Below are 19,190 nucleotides of genomic sequence, written 5' to 3'. Positions count from 1 at the left end.
CAATACGCAGCGGTCTTACAATTCCACATGCAGCTTTTCCGAACGCCGCTTGCACCAGCGCACCTATCTCTACTGCTCGCGCTTAGCGGCCCCTCGCCGGACCGGTCCGGCAGAGGGGTCTGAACCCGCAAGCGTCGCCGCCGCACGCGGTCCGGACAGCCGGAGCCAAAGCGGCGGAACTCCAAACACCCGACTGAGAACGAGATAGGAAGCTGCAGATGCGCACAATTCGCATCTTCGACACGACATTGCGCGACGGCGAGCAGGCAGCCGGCGGCGCGCTGACGCTGGAAGAAAAAATGGAGGTCGGCCGCCAACTGGAGCGGCTCGGGGTCACGGTCATCGAAGCCGGATTCCCGTCTACCTCGCCCGGCGATTTCGAAGCCGTAACCAGGATGTCGCGCGAGTTGCGCGACGTCGAGATCGCGGCGCTCTCCGGGTTCCGCGACTATCAGATCGAACGCACCTGGGAAGCGCTGCAAGACGCCGAGCGGCCACTGCTGCACACGGTGATCTCAACCTCCGACGTTCATCTCCAGAACCAGCTGAACATGACCCGTGAAGAGGTCGTGGAGCTGACCCGAAATACGGTCGAACTGGCACGCCGGCGCTGCCCGCACGTCGAGTTCTCCACCATGGACGCCACCCGCACCGATCCGGACTATCTGGTGCAGGTGCTGGCCACCGCGATCGCGGCCGGGGCGACGGTGGTGAATATCCCCGACACGGTCGGCTACTCTATGCCGGGCGAATTCGGGTCGCTGGTGGCCTATTGCATGGAAAACGTTCCTGGCATCGACGAGGTCATCGTTTCGGTGCACTGCCATGACGACCTGGGCCATGCGGTCGCCAATTCGCTGGCCGGCGTGATGCAGGGAGTCGCCCAGGTCGAATGCACGATCAACGGGGTCGGCGAACGGGCCGGCAACGCTTCGTTGGAAGAGATCGTCATGGCCCTGCGCACCCGCAGCGACTTCTACGCGGCCGATACCGCAATCGACGCGCGCGAGTTCTATCGAACCTCCCGGCTGGTCTCCAACCTGATGGGAATGCCGGTGCCGCCCAACAAGGCGATCGTGGGCGCCAACGCGTTTGCCCACTCCTCGGGACTGCACCAGGACGGGATGCTGAAGAACTCGGTCAACTACGAGATCATGCGGCCCGAGGATGTCGGGCACCACTCCTCGCGGATCGTTTTGGGCAAGTTCTCCGGCCGGCACGCCTTTCGCAATCACCTGCGCATGATGGGCGTCGACATCCCGGACGAGGATTTCCAGGACGTGTTCGACGAATTCAAGCGGGTCGCCGACCGCAAGAAAGAGATTACTGACCAGGAGCTGGAGGCGATCGTCGGGGCGCGCATGCGCCTGCAACGCCAGCAACGGTTCAAGCTGGAACTAGTACAGGTTTCCTGCGGGACGTTCGGCGTTCCCACCGCCACCGTGCGGATCCAGGTAGATGACGAACCGGTCCAGGTAGCGGCAATGGGCGACGGCCCGGTCGACGCCGTCTATAAGGCGATCATGTCCGCTACCGGAATGGACGTGGAGTTGACCGACTTTTCAATTTCGGCGGTGTCTGAATCTCCGGACGCGCTCGGCGAAGTCGTCATCAGGGTCGAACAGGGCGGTCGCGCCGCCACCGGTCACGGAGTCGACACCGATATCCTGGTTGCCAGTGCGCACGCATTCGTCAGCGGCCTCAACCGACTCACCGCCGACGTTTCGGTCGGCCGCATCCCCCTCCAGCACTCGGTGTGATGTCCGGTGGCTGAAACACTGCTTGACAAAGTCTGGGAAAACCATGAGGTGGCCAAGCTGGCCTCGGGTCAGTCGCAGCTATTCATCGGACTGCATCTGATCCACGAGGTAACCAGCCCGCAGGCGTTCGACATGCTCTCCGAACTGGGTCTTGAAGTTGCATTCCGCGACCGCACGTTCGCCACTGTCGATCACATAATTCCGACCGACGGCGCCGCCCGCCCCTACGCCGACTCGATGGCCGAAGAGATGTTTCAGGCGATCGAGCGCAACGTCGCAAAGACCGGAATCACGTTCTTCGACGAGGCATCCGGGGCCCAAGGCATCGTGCACGTGATCGGCCCCGAACTCGGCATCTCGCAACCCGGGATGACGATTGCCTGCGGCGATTCGCATACCTCCACCCATGGGGCTCTGGGGGCGGTGGCGTTCGGGATCGGGACCTCGCAGGTCCGCGACATCCTGGCCACCCAGACCATGGCGGTCTCCAAGCCGAAGCTGCGCCGCATCGAAGTTAACGGTTCGCTCGGCCGCGGCGTCTATCCCAAGGACGTGATCCTAAACATCATCGGCCGGCTTGGAGTCCAGGGCGGGACCGGATTCGCCTACGAGTACGGCGGCCCCGTTTTCGACGCCATGTCGATGGAGGGCCGCATGACGGTCTGCAACATGTCGATTGAGGGCGGTGCCCGGGTCGGTTACGTGAATCCTGACCGGACTACATTCGAATACCTTCGTGGGCGTCGCTTCGCGCCGACCGATTCAGATTTCGAGCGCGCCGTCGAATGGTGGTCGAGCCAGGCCAGCGAATCCGGCGCCGACTATGACGACGTGGTCGAATTCGACGGGTCGGCGATCGAGCCGATGGTCACCTGGGGCACCAACCCGGGTCAGGTCGTGGGAGTGGACCAGGCCGTGCCGGACCCGCGTTCGGTGCACCCGGCCGAATCCGATGCGGTTGCCTCCGCGCTTGATTTCATGGGACTTGAGCCCGGCCAGCCGATCGCCGGTTTCCCGATCGACGTGGCGTTCATCGGGTCCTGCACCAACAGCCGGATCTCGGATCTGCGCGAAGCCGCCGCGGTGGTGAAGGGCAACCGCGTGGAGGGATCGGTGAAGGCCATAGTGGTGCCCGGATCGCAGCAGGTCCGCGTCCAGGCCGAGTCCGAAGGCTTGCACGAGGTGTTCCTGGACGCCGGTTTCGAATGGCGCGACGCCGGCTGTTCGATGTGCCTAGGCATGAATCCGGACAAGCTGGAAGGCCGCCAGGTTTCGGCTTCTTCGTCGAACCGCAATTTCATCGGCCGCCAGGGATCACCTACCGGCCGCACCCTGCTGATGAGTCCGGCGATGGTCGCCGCCGCCGCGCTGGCGGGTTCGGTTGCCGACGTTCGCGGAGTGGCCCGATGAACGTGCCCGGTACGCCCGTCACCACGGTCCGCGGCCGCGGGATCGTGTTGCGCGGGAACAACGTGGACACCGACCAGATCATCCCTGCCCGCTACCTGCGCATGGTCACCTTCGACGGTCTTGGCCGGCACGTTTTCGAAGACGAACGCAAGGCCGCCGGTGGCGCGCACCCGTTCGACGACGAGCGCTTTGCCGGTTCCAGAATCCTGTTCGTAAACGACAACTTCGGATCCGGTTCATCGCGCGAGCACGCTCCCCAGGCGCTGGCGCGCTGGGGGATCGAAGCGATCGTAGGCGAGAGCTTCGCCGAGATCTTCTTCGGCAACTCGACCACCCTGGGCCTGCCGCTGGTGACGCTTCCCGCCAAAGAGGCGGCCGAGCTGCAGGCTCTGGTTGAGACGGATCCGGGCCTCGAATTCGATCTAGACGTCAGCGGGTTGCGACTGACCGCCGGCGAGCACGAGTACCCGGTTTCGCTGCCGGCTCCGACCCGCGAGGCGCTGTTGTCGGGGCGCTGGGACGCGTTGGGCGAGTTGCGGCAAAACATGGATTCGGTTCGGCAGGTGCACGGCAGACTGCCTTACGTCTCCGGATTTGCTGGATAATCGGCTTCGTCATGGCAACACATAACATCCTGCTTGCGCCCGGCGACGGAATCGGTCCCGAGGTAGTCGGCCAGACCCGCCGGGTCCTGGAGGCCGTCGGCGAGCGCTTTGGGCACGAGTTCGCATTCGAATCCGCATTGGTCGGCGCGGCCGCGATCGCGGCCGAGGGGATCGAAATCACCGACGAGGTGGTCGATCGCGCCCGCTCCTGCGACGCGGTGCTGCTCGGCGCCTGCGGCGTGGCCGGGGGCGCGGCGATCAATGGCCGCCACCCCGAGCGGGCAGTTCTGCGGCTCCGCACCGAACTGGCGCTTTGGACCAACATTCGCCCGGTGCAGATATTTGAGCCGATCATCGACTCCTCGCCCATCAAACCCGAGATCCTGCGCGGCGTGGACATGGTCGTGCTGCGCGAATTGACCGGCGGCGTCTACTACGCCGAACCGCGCGGGCGCCTGACCGTGGACGGCGAACCGGCCGCCCGCGACACCATGCTTTATCGGCGTTCCGAAGTGGAACGTATCGGCCACCGCGCGTTCCAGATGGCGCGCCGCCGCCGCGGCAAGGTCACTTCGGTCGACAAGCAGAACGTGCTCGAATCCTCGGCCTACTGGCACGAAGTGATGACCGAGGTTGCCGCGCAGTATCCGGACGTTGAAATGGACCAGATTCTGGTGGACGCGTTCGCGATGCGGCTGATCCTGAGCCCGCGCGACTTCGACGTGGTGGTTACCACCAACATGTTCGGCGACATCATCACTGACGAAATGGCGGTCCTGTCGGCATCGCTTGGAATGATGCCCTCGGCCAGCCTCGGCGATTCGTCGCGGGGGTTGTATGAGCCGATCCACGGCGCGGCGCCGGACATCGCCGGCCAGGGGCTGGCCAATCCGATCGGCGCAATCCTATCGGCGGCCATGATGCTGCGGTTGTCGTTTGACCTCGAAACCGAGGCCCAGGCGATCGAGGATGCAGTCTCGGCGGCGCTCGATGCCGGCTACCGGACGGCAGATATCAAGGAGGCAGGTTCGTCGCATGTCGGTACATCCGACATGGGCGAAGCCATCATTGCCCGCATCGGGGTGCCGGCGGCCGCCTAAGCTAACGGTCGCGGCCCGGGCACCGGGTGTGGCGGATCCCGATTTCCGCCTTTCCAACTTCCTCCTACAGCGATTGAAACCAACATGGCCCGCATCTCATATCTGGACACGACCCTGCGCGACGGCGCGCAGACCGAGGGCGTTTCGTTCTCGGTCTCCGACAAACTCAATATCGCCCGCGCCCTGGACCGCTTCGGCATCGATTACATCGAAGGCGGCTTCCCTGGCGCCAACCCCAAGGACGAGGAGTTCTTTCGCCAGGCCGAGAACATCACCTGGCAGCACGCCAAGCTCACCGCTTTCGGAGCAACGCGCTACAAGGGCTCGACCTGCGAGCGCGACCCCGCCGTGCAGGCGGTTGCCCGTTCGAAGGCACCGGCCTGTGCGATCGTGGCCAAAAGCTCGCTGTTCCAGGTCGAGGAGATCCTCGAAACCACCCCCCGCGAGGGCCTGGCGATGATCAGCGACACCGTCGCCTACCTGGTCGCGGCCGGCAAAGAAGTGATCCTGGACGCCGAGCACTTCTTCGACGGGTTCAAGCAGGACAGCGAATTCACACTCGCGGCCCTGCGGGCGGCCCAGGACGCCGGAGCCAGCTGGCTGGCGCTCTGCGATACCAACGGCGGATCGCTTCCTCAGGAAGCTGCCGAGATAACTGCGCGAGTGGTCGCCGAGCTGGAAACCCCGGTGGCGATCCACGCCCACAACGACCTCGAAATGGGGGTTGCGGTCTCGGTGGCCGCCGTCGCAGCCGGCGCGGCCCAGGTGCACGGGACGATCAACGGCATCGGCGAGCGCACCGGCAACGCCAACCTCTGCTCGGTAATCCCCACCCTGGCGCTGAAGATGGACTACTCAAGCGGGGTCGATGGGAACCTCGCCCGGCTCACCGAGCTATCGCACCTGGCGTCGGAACTAGCCAATCTCACGCCCAATCAGCACCAGCCCTTCGTCGGCAACTCGGCATTCGCGCACAAGGCCGGCTACCACGCATCGGCGTCTTCGAAATTCGAACACGCCTACCAACACATCGACCCGGCCCTGGTCGGCAACCGTCAGCGGATTCTGATTTCCGAATTGTCTGGATCCAAGAACATCGCCAGCACTGCCCAGCGGCTGGGGATTTCGCAGACCGCCGAAACCGCCGCCGAGACGCTGGAGGCAGTAAAGCTCCTGGAGGCAGAGGGATATCACTTCGAAGGCGCCGAGGCCTCATTCGAATTGCTGCTCTTGCGCCGCCAGCCCGGTTACCGGGCCCCGTTTGAACTGATCGACTTCCTGGCCCTGACCGAGACTCGCGGCTCGCAGCCGGTCGTCTCTGAAGCGGTAGTAAAGCTCCAAGTCAACGGCGACCAGTCGCACACCGCCGCCGACGGCAACGGTCCGGTCTCGGCCCTGGACGGGGCATTCCGCAAGGCGATCTTGCCCGCCTATCCGGAGCTGGCCACGGTCCAACTGATCGACTACAAGGTCCGGATCCTGGATCCGGATTCGGGCACCGGCGCCTTTACGCGAGTGCTGATCACAATGTCCGACGGCGAACGGGAGTGGAGCACGGTCGGCAGCTCGGCCAACATCGTCGAGGCCTCGTGGGTGGCGCTAATCGACGGCTACGAGTATTCGCTCCGGAAGGGCCCCGTCGGCTAATCGCCGACTACGGTTGCGCCGCGATCAGCTGCGGTGCGGCGGCAGCATTCCTTCCGGCACCGGCGATACGCTCTCGCCCGGCCGCGGGGGTTCCAGGGAATGCCCTATTCCGGACGGAGCCGGAGGCAGTGGCGGCGGCTTCCAGCGCAGGACGCCTTCCCGCTTGATCTTTTCCTGCAGCAACAGGATCGAGTCGATGAACGCTTCGGGCCGCGGCGGGCAGCCAGGCACGTGGATGTCGACCGGCACGATCCGGTCCACGCCCTGCAGGGTGTTGTAGGTGCGGAACGGACCGCCGGCGATCGTGCAGATCCCCATGGCTATGACGTACTTGGGGTCCGGCATCTGCTCGTAGAGCGTCCGGACCACCGGAGCCATCTTGTTGGTCACGGTCCCGGCCACCACCATCACGTCCGACTGGCGCGGCGAAGAACGCAGGATCACGCCGAATCGGTCGGTGTCGTACATCGGCGCCGCCGAGGCCATAAATTCCATTGCGCAGCAGGCCAGACCGAACGTCATCGGCCAGAGCGAATTGGCCATGCACCAGGAAAAGAGCTTGTCGGTGGTGGTGGTGAGTATGTCCAGGGCGCCGTTCTTCTCGCCCAGGCGCACCAGCAGCGGATCGCGGATTTTTGGTTCCGCGGGTTTCTCTATCGCCAAGTCCGGGCCGTTCCTAACCGTACTCCCCAGCGCCCGAGGGCTTAGGGGGCGCCGACCGATCGGTCGTCAAGCAATTATTTCAGACCCGACTTGCTCGCCGGCCCCTAGTCGGATTCGACCAGGACGCGACCGTTTTCAACCCGGGCGCGGTAGGACCGGATGCGGGCCTTGCGGTTGCCGCCGACCGCTTGTCCGTCGGCCAGCGAATAGTCCCAGCCGTGCCAGGGGCATTTGAGGACATGCCCGAAGCGGCGGAACTCGATGTTGCCGGGCCCGCAGTAGACGGGTTCGCCAGTCAGGGTCCCCGCGGTGAGCTTGGCCCCCTGGTGGGGGCAGATGTCGCGCACCGCGTAGACGCTGTTGCCGTTGCGGACTACCGCGATTCCACGTCCATTCAATTTCGCCGGCCGAATCTCCCCGAGGGGGAAGTCTTCGACCGGCCCTACGTCAACCGCGGGCAAAGTCGTAGATCTTGAGGGCGTTCTTGGAGAAGATCTTCTCGCGGAGTTCCTTGCCGATCACCGCAGGAAGGGCGCGTTCGGGGGAGTCGAAGTCCCAGTGCGGATAGTCGGTGGCAAAGAGCAGGAACTCGTCCGACCCGAGCATTTCGATGATCTGCGCCAGGTGCCGCGGGTCTTCGGGCTCCTCCATCGGCTGGGTAGAGCAACGAATGTGTTCGCGGATGTAATCGCTCGGCGGCTTGGTCAGCCACGGAACCTCGCCGCGCAGCCCTTTCCAGTTCTTGTCCAGGCGCCACATCAGCGGCGGCATCCAGGCGAACCCGCCCTCAATCAGCACCACCTTGGTTTTCGGGTACTCGACGAAAACTCCCTCGCAGACCAGGCTCAGGACCTGTGATTGGAACGACTGGGCCATGCCGGTGTGGTCTTCGATGTAGTAGGAAGGCCAGCCGGAACTGGTGATCGGCACGTCGTGCCCTCCGCCGAAGTGGACCCCGATGGGAAGCCCGCAGTCCTGGGCCGCCTCGTAGATCGGCCAGAATTCGCGCTTGCCGAGCGGGGCGTGATTGCGCGCCAGCAGCAATACCTGGACGTAGCCGGGGTGGCGGGCGCAGCGGCGGATCTCCTCGGCAGAGAACTGGGGATCGCGGACGTTGACCAGGATCGAGGCGCGCCAGCGCGGGTCGGCGTCCAGCCACTTGTCGATCTGCCAGTCATTGGCGGCCCGGGTCAGCGCGTTGGCCAGATCGATGTTGAACATCTTGAAGGCCGGATAGAGGCAATTGAGGATGCCGATGTCGATCCCGTAGCCGTCCAGCAGCTGTTCGGCCGCGAACTGCGGGTCGCTGCCGGGAATCCCCGACGGGGGATAGGCGTCGCGGCGGGCGGCGTGGCGGTAGAAGCGCGGGTAGAAATCGCGCGGCGGCTGTTCGAAACCGGTGTGCTCCAGGTAATGCACCCAGCGCTCGGGCAGGTACTCGAGCAGGTTGCGTGAACTGCCGATGTAGTTGTGGACGTCGGTGTCGACGAGGTTGATGGCAGCCGGTTGTTCGCGGGTTCCAGCCGGTCTGACTTCTGGCGCAATCGCCATAGCCGTCTCCGATGCGGGCGGAAAATGCATTTAAAAAATTTAACAGTTATCCGATGCACCCGTCCGCAATTGAACGCCGCACGCCATGCGGCGCATGGCCTACCCGGGCATGCTGAGCAACTCTTGGACGACTTTGGCAAGAATTAGGCGGCGAAGCATCCGTCCCTGATTTTTTGGAGCCGAAGCGTTGGACACCTTAACCGCCGTTGGCGCAGAGCGCATGAACGGCTCGGAAGCGGTCGTGGCCGGGCTGCGGTCTCAGGGCGTCAGGACCGTTTTCGGCATTCCCGGCGTCCACACCCAGCATCTTTACGCCTCACTGCCGCGCGACGGCAGCCTGCGGCACATCCTGGTCCGTCACGAGCAGGGCGCCGGATTCGCCGCCATCGGCGCGGCCCGGGCCAGCGGGCAACCGGGCGTGCTGCTGACGACGCCGGGCCCCGGGGCATTGAACGCCGCGACGCCGCTGGCCCAGGCCCACGCCGACTCAACGCCCATCATGTTGATCATGGCCGAGGAAGAACGGCCGCTGCTCTACCGCGATGTCGGCTTCCTGCATGAAATCAAGCACCAGCAGCAGCTGTTTTCCGGGTTGACCCAGTGGAATACCCAGGTGCAGTCGCCGGCCGCGATCCCCCCGGCGATCCGCGAGGGATTCAGGCTGATGCGCGAGCGGCGTCCCCGCCCGGTGGCGATCGAAGTCCCGCACGACGTGCACCTGGCCGACGGGCACGTCGAAGCTGCCGGTCCCTCCGTGCCCCGACCCCCCGGCGGCGACCAGCAGGACCTGGAACGGGCGGCGCGGATGCTGGCTGAAGCCGAACGACCCCTGCTCTGGGCCGGAGGCGGGGTGATGACCGGGGCGGCCTGGGAGCCTTTCCAGCGCCTTGCCGAACGGCTGGATGCCCCGGTGTTGACCTCCACCACCGCCAAAGGGGTCATGCCGCACGACCACCGCCTGCACATCGGATCGCTGTTCAACTTCGGCCCGATCCAGCGCCTGATGGCCGACAGCGACGTGATGCTGGCGGTGGGCAGCGCGTTCGGGGCTTCCCCGACCCGCAAGTGGTCGATGCCGGTCGGCCAGAAGCTGATCCAGATCGACATCGATCCCAGGCAGCCCGGCAAGAACTACCCGGTCGAATTGGGCGTCTGCGCCGACGCGGGACCGGCATTGGAGTCGATCCTGGACGCGCTGGGACCCGGCGACGGGCAAAACGACGCCTGGGTCGCGCGGGCCAGGAACGAACGCGCCCAGGTTTATGCCTACATGAACGATCACGCCGCATTCGAAATGGACCTGGTGCGCGAACTGCGGGCCGGCATTCCCGAGGACGCGATCGTAGTCGGCGACCCGCACATCGTGGGTTACTGGTGCCGTCCGTTCATGCCATTTTCGAAACCGCGCAAGTGGATTTATGGAATGACCGGCTGTGCCCTGGGCTACTCGTATCCGGTGGCGCTGGGCGCCAAGGCGGTGATGCCGGACGTACCGGTGGTGGCGCTGGCCGGAGACGGCGGATTCCTGTTCACCGGTCAGGAGCTGGCGACCGCGGTACGCCACGACCTGGCGGTGGTTGCGGTCGTGTTTGACGATTCGGCCTACGGCGTTATCAAGCAGGGGATGCAGAATCTCTACGGCGAATCGTTCGAGGTGGATCTGGCCAATCCGGACTATGTGGCCTACGCCCGTTCGTTCGGCGTGCGCGCGCAGCGCTGCCGTCCCGAGGAACTCGCGGCCACCGTCGGCCGCGCCATCGCCGAGGGCGGTCCGGCCCTGATTCACGTTCCGTTGAATCCGCGGCGTCCACTGGAAATGGACTGACCGTCCGACCCGAGCCGGCAAATGGCGGATAATGATTGCGCGCGGTTCGGGCCGCTCCCGACAGGGAATATCTGGGCCCGATCCGGCGGGTACGGGGCGTAGCGCAGTTTGGTAGCGCGCATCGTTCGGGACGATGAGGTCGCCGGTTCAAATCCGGCCGCCCCGACCAGATCCGGAACTCCGCGGCAACACGTTCCATTGCTTCCCCGCGTGATCGGCGCCGCTTGAACACCCCGCAGGTCGAATACTCCGCCACGCGACGTTACGCGGTCCTGGTGGCGGTCGGTGTTTCCAGCATGATCACCACAATCACCGCTTCGATGGTGAACGTCGCCCTGCCGACCCTGGCCGAGGAGTTCCGCGCCGACATAACCACCGTCCAGTGGGTAGCGCTGATCTTCTTCGTGATCGTCTCCAGCCTGCACCTGACCACCGGCCGCTACGGCGACATATACGGCCGCCGCGGTGCGTTCGCGTTCGGTTGCCTGCTCTTTGCGCTGGCCTCCCTGGCCTGCGGACTGGCGCCGGGGCTCGGCTGGCTGATCGCGGCGCGGGTCGTGGTTGCGATCGGGGCCGCGCTGTTGCAATCGAACGGGACCGCAATCCTGGTGGCGGTGTTTCCCGCCTCGCAGCGCTCGCGCGCGCTCGGACTGTGGTTCACGCTGGCGGCCGGCGGACTGGCGCTGGGCCCGCCGCTGGCCGGAACCATGATCGAGTACCTGGACTGGCGCTGGATGTTCATCGCCCTGACGCCGGTGGCGCTGCTATCGTTCTTCCTGGCGCTCGTTTCGGTCCCGCCGATGCCGGGCACCGGCGAGGGTAATTTCGACTACATCTCGTCGATCCTGCTCATGGGCTGGATCGTGCCGTTGGTCTATTCGATCAACCGCGGATTCGCCCTCGGCGTAACCCCGGAGCTGCTCTTGGCGCTATTGGTATTCGTGGTGATGGCGGCCGGTTTCGCCTACCGAACGGCGACCGCGCCGAATCCGCTGCTGGACCTGAACCTCTTCAGGCGGCGCGATTTTTCGGTCGGGGTATCGATCGGACTGACCGGATTTGCATGCATGGCCGCGATGATGCTCAACGGGCCGTTTGTCTTGGAGCGGGTAATGGGGGTACCGGTCTTTGAAATCGGCCTCTACATGGCGATCTACCCGGGCGTCGGCGCCCTCCTTTCGCCGACCGTGGGGGTCTGGGCTGACCGCGTCGGCGCCGGCATCCCGCGCACCCTGGGATTTGCCATCGGCGCGCTGGGATATACGGTTTTCGCCCAGCTGGGCCCCGAAACACCGACCATCGTTGCGGCCGTTTCGCTGGTACTGATCGGCATGGGAACCGGCCTTACCCAGACCACCAACAATTCGATCATCATGGGATCGGTTCCGCGCCGGCAACTGGGTGCCGCCAGCGCATTCATCTCGGCGACGCGGACCTTTGGATTCGGGGCCGGCCAATCGGCCTGGGGCGGATTATTCGCGTTTTTGGTCCTACTGCAATTTGCCGGCGGGCGCGCGATAGATGCGCCGACCGAATTGCAGGCCCAGGGATTTGCGGTCGGCTTTTACATCGCGGGCTTGCTGATGCTGGCCGCCGCCGTGGTCTCGTACTGGAATCTGCACAAGCCGGGAGCATCGGCAGCCCAGGCTACCGGCTGAGCGGCCCGCTCCGCTCGGCAATCGGGCTCCGATTTGGGATCGGCGGTCAGCCGGACCGAGAAACCTCGATCGAAATCACGTCCAGCCCGTGGTACTTCTGGTGGCGAACCGAGTCCGCGTAGTGCCAGAGCAGGCGGAACGAGATCTCGTGTTCGTCGGGGACCGGCGGCAATTCGCTCAGGTAGGCGATCCGGTCCTCGACGTTTTCGGTCTCGCTGGCGGTCACGAACTCGACTTCGGCACGCTTGCCATCCATCCGCGCCGCAACTGTCAGGCGACGCGGTTCTTCGCCGGCCTGCTCGGCTGCCTGCAGCAGGATTGCCAGCGTCTCCTCCCCGGCCGATAGCAGGCGTTCGGCCGCGCCCTGGTCCCAGCCGCCGCGGTCGGCGAACCCGCGCAGGAATTTTTCGAGTTCGGGTAGACAGGATTCGTCCAGGTTGGTGCGCAGGCGGCGGCGGCGCGATCCGGTCAGTTCGATAAAGAGAACCATCAGGATCGCCACGATCGCGCCCGATGTCATCCCGTTGCCGAACAGCGCTGCCAGGAATCCCTCGCCCAGGTAATCGGGGAATATCACCCCGCTTTGAAAACCGGCCGCCAGCCAGAACGAGACCCCGACTACGATCGCCTTGCGGTGATCGACCCCGTCCTGGACTATGATGCGCATCCCCTGCACGAACAGCAGCCCGATCAAGACGATCAGGTAGGCGGCCGCGACCGGGTTCGGTATGGCTATCAGGACCGCCGCGACCTTGGGCAGGAAGGCACCCAGCGCCAGGGTAACCCCGATCACGACGCCGACCCGGCGGGCTCCTATTCCGGTGACCTCGGCCAGGGAGATGCTGGTCGAATAGGTCGTATTGGGCAGCGTCCCGGCCAGGCCGGAGAGCAGGTTGCCGAGCCCGTCGGCATTCAGGGCCCCCTGAACGACCCGGAAATCGGTGGCGCGCGTGCGGCGCCGCGACACGCGCTGGATGGCGACGCCGTCCCCGAGCGTCTCAATGGCCCCGACCAGCGTCACGACCACGAACGCCGGCAGCAGGACCCAGAACTCCTGGCCGAACGAGAAGTCGAATCCCGGCCAGGATCCCAGCGGCACGCCAACCCAGTCAGCGTCCAGGATCTGGTCGGCGTCATAAATACCGAATGAAGCCGCGACCGCACAGCCGACCGCGATTCCGATGATCGGCGACCAGAGGCGCAGCGCCGGAGGCGCTCGCAGGATCATCAGCACGATCACTCCCAGCGTAGCCAGCGCCGTGACTGGAGCAGCCTGGGCGGGCGATCCGTCGGGGACGTCGCCGACCGCGTCGAATACCAGCGGCATCACGGTGACAGCGATCAGCATGATCACGGTGCCGGCGATGACCGGCGTGAAGATTCGGCGCAGCAGCGCCAGGCGCGAGGCCAGCAGAAACTGTATCAGCGAGGACACAACGATCAGGGACGCCATCAGCGCCGGTCCGCCTTCGACCAGCGCGGCCACGCACACGGCTATGAAGGCGCCCGACGTGCCCATGATCAGGATGTGTCCGGCGCCAATGGGGCCCACGCGCACGGCCTGCACCACGGTGGTGAACCCGCAGACCAGCAGCGCCGCAAACACGGCCCAGGAAAGATATCCGTCCGGTTGGTCGGCGATCCGGGACACGATTACCACGGTCAGCACGACCGGAGCCACGATCACCATCGCCGACTGGATGCCGGCGCCAATTGCGATCGGGGCCGGCGGGATCTCGCCGGGTTCGTACCTTACGTTCTCGTTCGTTGTAGTCGCTGCCAAGCTGTAAGCCTTTCAGGGCGCGTGCCCGGGTTTGGTGCAAGCGTTTCGGACCGGTCCGGGGCCGGGTCTATTCTGATTGGGCCGGCACCGCGAATTGCCGTTGGGCGGCTTCAGACGAACCTCCGGTCAGGATCAAGCCCCCGGCACAGCAGCGCCAGCCCCGCGCGCAGCGACCGGGCATCGGGCAGCGGCAGAAGCCGCGTCGACCGGACTTCCGGGAACGATCGCCCGGGCGAACCCTGGCTGAAGGCCAGGCGCTGGAACGGAAACGCCCAGTACCGGGCCGGTTCCCGATCGGCCAGGAAGCCGGCCATCCTGTTGGCCGGCAGGGCCATTTGATAGCGATCGCCGTTCCAGTCGGCCGATCCGCTGGCGGGTTCGGACTCGGCCCTCAAAAGCCCGGGCAGGGCTTCCGTCAAAGCGGCGGCGGCCTCCTCGACCCGATCGTCGGGCCCGGCGATCCCCAGACGGGCCGTGCCCCCGGCGATCTGGAAAGTCTCGATCACGTCCATTTGCCGGCGGGCCGCGGCCAGGAGCGTCAGGTACGGTTCCGGCCCCAACCCCGGCGCCGTCAACCGCAGGCGCGCCTGCGGTCGCGGCCGCAGGCGGAGTTGGAGCTGGGCCGGGACGGCCAGGACGCCCATGCTGCCAAAACAGCTTCGTACCAGGTCGTAACCGGCCGAGTTCTTTACCGTGGCCCCGCCGGTGGTCACTATCTCGCCGCGCCCGCTGACTAGCGTTCCGCCCAGGATCCAATCGCGCGGGTTGGGGAACAGCGCGCTCGTCGCGTACGCGGCCCCCGAAAGGAAGGTCTGCGCCAACCGGGTCTGCCCCGGCAGCGGCTGCACCGGCCATTCCAACCCGACCGGGTCCAGGTGCGCGGTTAAAGACCCAAGGCTAATCCCGGCCTCCACCCGGCAGGTCAGGTCCCCCGCGGAAAGGTCGAGCAGCCGGTCGAGAGCGCTCAGGTCCAGCCCGGTGAATTCGACTCGCGGGGGCTTTCGAGTCCAGTGCGAAGACCAGCCGGCCAGGATCCCAATCCCCTGGCTGCCGCCGCCGATCATCTCCGCCAGGGCGGCGGTGCTGTCCGGCCGGAGGGCGGTCAATTGCGGTCCGAATCCACGACCAGCCGGTAGATCACGTCCTTGGGCAATCGGTGACGCGCGGCGAGTTCGCGCGCCGCCCGGCTGGGTGAGAAGCCCGAGTCCTGCAGCTGGGCCAGCTCTAGCCGCAACTGGGATTCGGGCGGGGGCGCGGCCGGCTTTTGCGGCGGATCCAGCACCAGGGTTTTTTCGCCCCGGCCCTGGGATACCACGTCCAGGCCCGGAGCCTGGCCCAGCGTGGTGCGCACCACGCTTTCGTGCAGCTTGGTCAGCTCGTGGCAGACGACCACACCGGCTTGGGGGCCCAGCAGATCGGCCAGTTCGGCAAGCAGTTCGGAAAGGTCGTGGGGTCCGGCGAATACAACCATCGGCAGATTGGTCGCGATCGCCGATTCAAGCAGCTGCATTCGCCGCGACCGGCGCGGCGGTAGAAAGCCCAGAAAAACGTGTCCCCCGCTCTCCAGACCGGCCACCGCCAGCGCGGCGGTGACTGCCGAGGGTCCGGGCACGGTCCTGACCGGATGGCCGCGCTCGTGGGCCAGTCGTACCAGACGGGCGCCGGGATCGGCGACCGCCGGGGTTCCCCCGTCGGTCACGTAGGCCACGTCACCGTCGGCGAGTGCCGCGGCGGCGTCCCGCCAGGCCGAGTCGGCCGAATCGCCGTGCAGGCTGAGCGGCCGGTTGCGGATGCCCAGGTGCGTAAGAAGCTTGCGGGTGCGGCGGGTGTCCTCGGCGTATATGACGGCGGCCGATTCGAGAACCGCCTGCGAACGCGGCGAAATGTCTTCCAGATTGCCGATCGGGGTGGCGACCACGAAAAGGGTCCCCATGGCCTGCTTTTCCCGTTAGTCGGAATACACGCCGTTTGCCACCACTTCGCGCGGCCAGCGGCCTGATTCGACCGCCAGCGCGTTGTCGACGCAGGCGTGGGCGGTTGAAGCGGTGGTCTCGACCGTGTTGCCGGCCACGTGCGGGGTCAGCACGACGTTGGGCAGCTCGCCGAACGCATTGTCGAAAGCGGGTTCGTTCTTGAAAACGTCGAGCCCGGCTCCGGCGATCCTGCCCTCGCGCAACGCCGCCAGCAGGGCGGCCTCGTCGACCAGGTCGCCGCGGGCCGCGTTTATCACGATGGCGCTGGAGCGCATCAGGGAGAGGGTGTGCGTGTTGACGATTTCCCGGGTTCCTCCGGTGGCCGGTGCGTGCAGGGTGACGACGTCGGCGTTGGCGAACAGCTCGTCCGCGGTCCCTACCACCCTGATCCCTTCGTCGGCCACGCTTTCCTGGGTCACGTAAGGATCAAACCCCAGAATCGGCATCTGGAATGCCCGTGCGCGGCGGGCCACCGCCCGCCCGATTCGGCCCAGCCCGAAGATGCCGATCGTCTTGCCGTGCAGGTTGTTGGCGAACTTTGGCAGCCAACTGCCGGATCGCATGTCGGCGTCCAGTTCAGGAACCCGCCGAAGGAGCATCAGCATCATCGCCAGCGCCATGTCGGCGACGGTTTCGCTGTTGCTGCCCGGGGTGTTGCAGACCGGAATCCCGCGGGCGGCGGCAGCTTTCAGGTCGACCATGTCGACCCCCACGCCGGTCCTGAATATCCCCTTCAGCTTCGGCGCCGCGGCGATGACCTTCGCGCTGACGTCATCGCGGCCGTTGGCGAACAGGTATTCGACGCCGCCGATCTCGGAGAGCAAGTCTCCTTCGGTAAGCGGGGGTTCGGCCTCCGACACCACGACCCGCCACCCGGCCGCCCGCAGGCGATCGAGTTGGATCTGCTTGAGCCAGGACTCGGCCATCGGCCGGCCCATGAGAGCGGTAGGCATCGGCCGGCTCCGGAGCGGGGGACTTTGGAAAGGAGATTCGGCGCAGTCTAGCCAGAACCGGGCGTTCGGGACCGGCCTAGGCAGAATTGGATGCTTGGGCCCATCCGGCCCGCCCGCCGGCATCATCGCCGCGCGCCCGAGTCCGCCTGGGGAGATTCCGCGTTGATACCTTCCGCCGAACAATTAGATCAGTTCAACCAGCAGGGTTACTTCATCACCGCTCCGGTGCTCGACCACGACCTGCTGGACCGCATCGCGGCCGATTTCGAGCGTTTGCGCGCTGAGCAGGATTCCGAGCTGCGCTCGGCCGGCGATCGGGTCGGAATCAGCCACGAGGGCCGGAATTTCATCGCCGGCATCCATGCCCGTTCCGAAGCCGGTGGCCAACTGGCGTTATCGCGCGAACTGGCCGAGTTGGCCGGATCCCTGCTGGGCCCCGATGTGCGCCTCTACTGGAATCAGGCGGTCACCAAGGCCCCGCGGACCGGCGGCTCTTTCTCCTGGCACCAGGACAGCGGCTACGTTCCGATCGAGCCGCTTGAGTACCTGACCCTGTGGATCCCGCTCGAAGACGCCAGCGTGGCCAACGGCACCATATTCCTTATTCCGGGATCGCACCGCTGGGGACTCCAGGAGCACCTAGTCGATCAGGACAGCGGCGACAAGGTCGGCTACCGCGGCGAAGAGGAGGGAATTCCCTGCGAAATGCCAAAAGGGGCGATCGCGGTTATGTCTTCGCTCTGCCTGCACCGTTCGGGTCCCAACACGACCGACAGCCCGCGCCGCGCCTACGTGGTTCAGTACAGCCCGACCGACGCGATCAACCCGGAGACCGGAGAACGCTGGGGCAACGATATTGAAGTTCTTCGCAACGGCGAATTCATCGCCACAGCCAACTAGCAAGGAGCTACGTTCGTGCCATCTGTCCGATTGAGCGACTTGGAACCGCTGGAATTGATCGCCGGGGTTAGCGCCCGGATCGCCAGTTCCGAGAACATCATGCTCTCGCACGTTGAATTCGACGAAGGCTGCCAAGTCCCCGAGCACCGCCATCCCAATGAACAGTGCGGGATCGTAATCAGCGGCCGCATCCGCTTTACGATCGCCGGCGAAGAGCACGTCGTCGAAGCGGGCGACTTCTTCATGATCCCGCCCAACGAAATCCATTCGGCGATCGCCATCGACGGCCCCGCGGTGGCCCTGGACATTTTCGTGCCGCCGCGCAGCGATTACCTGGAACGCCGGAACCAGGCGTTCGGGGGATAGGCCCCGGCGGCGCGCCGCCGCCGTTGCAGGTAGGGATAATCGCCGTGTCGCGGGGCGTGGCGTAGTCTGGAAGCGCACCTGAATGGGGTTCAGGAGGTCGCCGGTTCAAATCCGGCCGCCCCGACCAAGCTAGCGTTCCGGCCGCGCCCTTAGTCGGTCACACTCCCCAGTCGCGCGGATAGCGGAATTCGCGTTCGATCGTGCGGTCTGAGAGCTTGGCGATGACCGGGGGGCGGCGTTTGAATTGGTTCGTGCGCACCTTGCCCAGGATCTGGGCGATGTAGTTGCGGTCCACGCCTGCCGCCGCCGCTTCCTGCAGGTTGAATCGGCGATCGACCAGCAGCACCAGCAGCCGGTCGACGTCGCGGTAAGTCAGGCCCAGCTCCTCCTCGTCGGTCTGGCCCTCCCAGAGGTCGGCGCTGGGCGGCTTTTGCAGGATCGGATCGGGGACACCGACCGCCGCGGCCAGCATGAACACCTGGGTCTTGTAGATGTCGCCAAGCGGGTTCACCGCCGAGGCCATGTCGCCGTGCAGGGTCCCGTACCCGAGCAGCAGCTCGGTCTTGTTGGAGGTACCGATCACCAGCGCATCGTTGCGCGCCGACATGTCGTAGACCAGCGTCATCCGGGTTCGCGCCATCACGTTGCCGCGCCGCAGGTTGCTCATGGCCGGGTTGCGCGAGAAGTAGGGCTCCACCAGATCGGTTATCTCAATGACCCGGGAATCGATTCCCAGCCCCTCGGCCAGGAGTCTGGCGTGGCTCAGGCTGTCGGGGTTGCTTTCGCGGTACGGCATCATCACGGCGGTTACGTTTTCCGGCCCCAGCGCGCGTGCCGTCAGCACCGCCGACAGGGCCGAATCAATTCCGCCGGAAAGCGCGATCACGGCCCTTTCGAACCCGACCTTGCCGACCTGGTTGCGCACGAACCCGATCAACATCTGGGCGGCCAGTTCGTGGTCGAGGGTAAGCCAGCGGTCCAGCTCCTCGATCAGCT

The 19,190-nt window shown here is 65.6% G+C and carries 17 protein-coding genes and 2 tRNA genes; 11 read left to right on the top strand and 8 right to left on the bottom strand.

The features are described 5' to 3' along the window. Positions 1-218: 218 nt before the first annotated feature. The 5 genes from F4X41_04645 (at position 219) to F4X41_04625 (ending at position 6,522) form a co-directional block, all read left to right on the top strand. Positions 219-1,760, top strand: coding sequence for a 2-isopropylmalate synthase (locus F4X41_04645; GenBank protein ID MYB16310.1), 1,542 nt, complete (start codon positions 219-221; stop codon positions 1,758-1,760). A 6-nt stretch (positions 1,761-1,766) separates the two neighbouring features. Next, positions 1,767-3,170 (top strand): 3-isopropylmalate dehydratase large subunit, encoded by a 1,404-nt coding sequence (leuC, locus tag F4X41_04640; protein MYB16309.1) that lies wholly within the window; start codon positions 1,767-1,769, stop codon positions 3,168-3,170. Then, positions 3,167-3,775: a 3-isopropylmalate dehydratase small subunit gene (locus F4X41_04635; protein ID MYB16308.1), complete on the top strand. Its 609-nt coding sequence runs from the start codon at positions 3,167-3,169 to the stop codon at positions 3,773-3,775. The genes leuC and F4X41_04635 overlap by 4 nt, the downstream gene beginning before the upstream one ends. Positions 3,776-3,786: 11 nt before the next feature. Further along, entirely contained in the window at positions 3,787-4,875 is a 1,089-nt protein-coding gene (gene leuB / locus F4X41_04630) for a 3-isopropylmalate dehydrogenase (protein MYB16307.1), read from the top strand. 84 nt (positions 4,876-4,959) lie between these two features. Beyond that, positions 4,960-6,522, top strand: a complete 1,563-nt coding sequence (locus F4X41_04625) for a citramalate synthase (protein MYB16306.1) — start codon at positions 4,960-4,962, stop codon at positions 6,520-6,522. Positions 6,523-6,546: 24 nt separating this feature from the next. On the opposite strand, the gene F4X41_04620 is transcribed toward F4X41_04625, so the two are convergent. The 3 genes from F4X41_04620 to F4X41_04610 form a co-directional block, all read right to left on the bottom strand. Then, a complete protein-coding gene (locus F4X41_04620; GenBank protein MYB16305.1) occupies positions 6,547-7,131 on the bottom strand; it encodes an NADH-quinone oxidoreductase subunit B in 585 nt (194 codons plus the stop codon). Positions 7,132-7,289: 158 nt separating this feature from the next. Then, on the bottom strand, positions 7,290-7,646 hold the full coding sequence (locus tag F4X41_04615; GenBank protein ID MYB16304.1) for a Rieske 2Fe-2S domain-containing protein: 357 nt from the start codon (positions 7,644-7,646) through the stop codon (positions 7,290-7,292). Further along, positions 7,633-8,736 carry an amidohydrolase gene (locus F4X41_04610; GenBank protein MYB16303.1) on the bottom strand — a complete coding sequence of 368 codons (1,104 nt, stop codon included), beginning with the start codon at positions 8,734-8,736 and terminating at the stop codon, positions 7,633-7,635. Before F4X41_04610 ends, F4X41_04615 begins: the two co-directional genes overlap by 14 nt. Positions 8,737-8,923: 187 nt before the next feature. On the opposite strand from F4X41_04610, the gene F4X41_04605 reads away from it, so the two are divergent. From F4X41_04605 to F4X41_04595, 3 genes are all read left to right on the top strand, one after another. After that, positions 8,924-10,561, top strand: coding sequence for a thiamine pyrophosphate-binding protein (locus tag F4X41_04605; protein MYB16302.1), 1,638 nt, complete (start codon positions 8,924-8,926; stop codon positions 10,559-10,561). 92 nt (positions 10,562-10,653) lie between these two features. Beyond that, positions 10,654-10,730: transfer RNA gene (locus F4X41_04600), tRNA-Pro, on the top strand. 55 nt (positions 10,731-10,785) lie between these two features. After that, positions 10,786-12,219: an MFS transporter gene (locus F4X41_04595; protein MYB16301.1), complete on the top strand. Its 1,434-nt coding sequence runs from the start codon at positions 10,786-10,788 to the stop codon at positions 12,217-12,219. 46 nt (positions 12,220-12,265) lie between these two features. Here the strand turns inward: F4X41_04595 and F4X41_04590 are convergent, their stop codons facing one another. From F4X41_04590 to F4X41_04575, 4 genes are all read right to left on the bottom strand, one after another. Beyond that, a complete protein-coding gene (locus tag F4X41_04590; GenBank protein MYB16300.1) occupies positions 12,266-14,002 on the bottom strand; it encodes a hypothetical protein in 1,737 nt (578 codons plus the stop codon). A 110-nt stretch (positions 14,003-14,112) separates the two neighbouring features. Next, a complete protein-coding gene (locus F4X41_04585) occupies positions 14,113-15,108 on the bottom strand; it encodes an FAD-binding oxidoreductase (protein MYB16299.1) in 996 nt (331 codons plus the stop codon). Next, a complete protein-coding gene (rsmI, locus tag F4X41_04580; GenBank protein MYB16298.1) occupies positions 15,105-15,935 on the bottom strand; it encodes a 16S rRNA (cytidine(1402)-2'-O)-methyltransferase in 831 nt (276 codons plus the stop codon). The genes F4X41_04585 and rsmI overlap by 4 nt, the downstream gene beginning before the upstream one ends. A 15-nt stretch (positions 15,936-15,950) precedes the next feature. After that, positions 15,951-17,054: a hypothetical protein gene (locus F4X41_04575; GenBank protein MYB16297.1), complete on the bottom strand. Its 1,104-nt coding sequence runs from the start codon at positions 17,052-17,054 to the stop codon at positions 15,951-15,953. On the opposite strand from F4X41_04575, the gene F4X41_04570 reads away from it, so the two are divergent. The 3 genes from F4X41_04570 (at position 17,019) to F4X41_04560 (ending at position 18,321) form a co-directional block, all read left to right on the top strand. Beyond that, a complete protein-coding gene (locus tag F4X41_04570; GenBank protein ID MYB16296.1) occupies positions 17,019-17,828 on the top strand; it encodes a phytanoyl-CoA dioxygenase family protein in 810 nt (269 codons plus the stop codon). The genes F4X41_04575 and F4X41_04570 overlap by 36 nt on opposite strands. Positions 17,829-17,858: 30 nt before the next feature. Next, on the top strand, positions 17,859-18,194 hold the full coding sequence (locus F4X41_04565; protein MYB16295.1) for a cupin domain-containing protein: 336 nt from the start codon (positions 17,859-17,861) through the stop codon (positions 18,192-18,194). 50 nt (positions 18,195-18,244) lie between these two features. Continuing rightward, a tRNA-Pro gene (locus F4X41_04560) sits at positions 18,245-18,321 on the top strand. 30 nt (positions 18,322-18,351) lie between these two features. Here the strand turns inward: F4X41_04560 and F4X41_04555 are convergent. Next, positions 18,352-19,176, bottom strand: coding sequence for an NAD+ synthase (locus tag F4X41_04555; GenBank protein MYB16294.1), 825 nt, complete (start codon positions 19,174-19,176; stop codon positions 18,352-18,354). Positions 19,177-19,190: the final 14 nt, after the last annotated feature.

The organism is Chloroflexota bacterium (assembly GCA_009840625.1).
Lineage (GTDB): Bacteria > Chloroflexota > UBA11872 > UBA11872 > VXNJ01 > VXNJ01.
This window is presented reverse-complemented; position numbering and strand designations above follow the sequence as displayed.